This is a genomic window from Polynucleobacter sp. 39-46-10, assembly GCF_002282275.1.
In genome coordinates this window covers 1-2,634 of record NZ_NCJB01000313.1, presented here as the reverse complement: position 1 = coordinate 2,634, position 2,634 = coordinate 1, and the positions used below count along the sequence as shown (strand labels likewise).

2 protein-coding genes are annotated in these 2,634 nt (G+C 41.5%); both read left to right on the top strand.

The genetic code is table 11. From position 1 onward, the window contains the following. A partial coding sequence (locus tag B7X71_RS14965; protein ID WP_293601260.1) for an IS4 family transposase occupies positions 1 to 1,139 on the top strand: 1,139 nt, incomplete at its 5' end. Positions 1,140 to 1,462: 323 nt separating this feature from the next. Then, on the top strand, positions 1,463 to 2,578 hold the full coding sequence (locus tag B7X71_RS14960) for a TRAP transporter substrate-binding protein (RefSeq protein ID WP_293599147.1): 1,116 nt from the start codon (positions 1,463 to 1,465) through the stop codon (positions 2,576 to 2,578). The last annotated feature ends 56 nt before the right edge of the window (positions 2,579 to 2,634 follow it).

The window sequence follows — 2,634 nt, the reverse complement described above, 5'->3', positions numbered from 1 at the left end:
CTTTGATCAATAAAGCGAACAGAAAATACCAGTCAAACCGTTATTATAAGAAACTGCCGTTACGGATTCATATGGTAAGCCTGTTATATGGAGTATTCAGTTATTGTAATGGACTCAGGGAACTGTGCGAGGGGCTTCTAGGCTGTGAGGGCAAGTTATCTCATTTGGGATTTGATAAAGCCCCTGCCCGTAGTACGCTCTCTGATGCAAATACTAATAGGAACTTTCTGGTTTTTGCGATGATTTACGAGGAGTTGCTCAAACAATATCACAGTTTTATCTCGGACAGCCGATTAAAAGGGTTAAGCATCAGGAATTTAAAAATAATCGATAGCAGTACCATCCAATTGTTTAGTGAGATACTTCGTGGGGTTGGTCGCAACCCAATAGATGGAGGAAAGAAGAAAGGGGGTATTAAGGTACATGCCATGATGGATGCTTTTAGCGGTGTGACAGAGTTTGTACGGATGACGGAAGCCAGGGAGCATGACCGCAGGTTTCTTTATGAACTGAAACTGGCAGCCAACAGTTGGCTGGTATTTGATAAAGCGTATACCGTATATCATCAGTTTGCTAAATGGACGGATGAAAAAATTTGGTTTGTAACCCGAATGAAGGATAATGCGGATTATCATGTAACCAAAGTGCTGGTAGACAAAACGAAGAGAAAAAATGCCATAGGTGTATTAAAGGAGCAATACATTACAGTAGCAGTAAAGCAAAACGGTGTGGTAATCGGGCGATTAAAATTAAGACGCATTACCTATAAAACAAAAGAAGGGAAGCTGTATGTGTTTATCACTAATAATTTTACGCTGCCGGCGTCACAGATAGCAACTATTTATAAAAAACGTTGGATGATTGAGTTACTGTTCAAACAGATAAAGCAAAACTTTCCGTTACGCTATTTTTGGGGTAACAGTACCAATAGCATCAAAATGCAGGTTTACTGCGTACTGATAGCCCAACTGCTGATGGTGGTTCTAAGAAAGAAAGCGGCTACAAAGAAATCGTTTGCCAATATGATTACAGTGATAAGGCTGCACCTGATGAGTTACGTTGAATTATTGGCCTTTATTAAGGATACGTATAAAGCATGGAGAAAAACACATAATGCCTCCTTTGCTTTTGCAACCTAAAATAAGGAGGGGGTACTACCCCCGATATTGAAACAAGCATTTTTTTGCCTGTAATCATTAACAGCAAAGGATTACAGCATTTTTTAACCCGATTTTAGTCGGACAATAATGATTAAATATCACTATTGTCCGACTAAAATTATAAAAAAATGGGGGCATAAAGCGCCCCCAAATAGTTATGTTTGAGTTACCACACTTAAACGATAACTATGGATAAAGATAAAAAATTTGTCGGACAGCCGGTATTATCTCAAATATTTGATTGCATACCTGCTACACTGATTCAAAAAGTAGTGCGTACCCAACTCAAAAAGGAGTTTGACATGATCATTAAATTAGTAAAACGGGTAGCTGCTGTTACTGCCCTATCTGCCGCTCTATACGGCACAGCATTTGCGCAGTCGGCGCCAATCAAAATGACCCTTCAAACTGGCGTACCCTCTGCCAGTATTTATTTCGAACTCATGAAAAACTTTGGAGACCGTGTTGACAAAATGTCAAATGGCCGCCTCAAAGTGGATGTTTTACCCGACGGCGCTGTTGTGGGAGCATTTGGAATCCTTGATGCAGTCGACAAAGGGGTAATTGATGCTGGCTTTGCATGGACCCACTACTGGTCAGGCAAAAATTCGGCCGCAGCACTTTTCTCAAACCCTGCATCTGGCTCTGGTGTTGGCTTAGATCAAGTCTCGCACATGGCCTGGCTTAAAAATGGTGGCGGAGACCAGCTTTATCAACGCTTATTCACCGAAGTTCTCAAAACCAATATCAAGCCATTCATGATTCAACCTATGGGCCCTGATCCATTTGGTTGGTTTAAAAAGCCTATCAATTCGATTGCTGATATGAAGCCAATGAAATACCGTTCGCCTCCAGGATTGACTGCAGAGATCTTTAAGGAAATGGGCCTGACAACTGTTGCAATGCCAGGTTCTGAAATTGTTCCTGCGGCTCAGCGAGGCGTGATTGATGCCGCAGAGTGGATTGGACCTGCTGATGACATGATTTTGGGCTTCCAAAATGTGTTTAAGCACTACTATCTCCAAGGTTTGCATCAGTCTACTGACGTTGCAGAACTCCTAATTAATAAGACATTCTGGGATAAGTTGCCTGCAGATCTCAAGGTGATCGTTGAAACTGCAGTCTCCGCAACTATTGCTGAGACCTATACATTCAATGTTTACCGCAATGCAGTTGCCTTAGAGAAGCTCAAGAAGGATCACGGCGTAACCGTTCATGACACACCAAAAGAGTTCTTTACTGCATTCCAGAAAGCTACCGCAGTTGTTTACACACGCGAATCTGAGAAGAACCCATTCTTCAAGGAAGTCTTAGACTCTCAGCGTAAGTTTGCCGGAATTGTTGTTCCTTATTGGACTCAAATCAATGGTCTTTACTACAACATTGGTGCAACTGTAGTTAATAACAAGAAGAAGTAATTTAGAGCCTTAGCTATGTATAAAGGGGTGGGTATTCCCACCCCTTTTTTAAATGG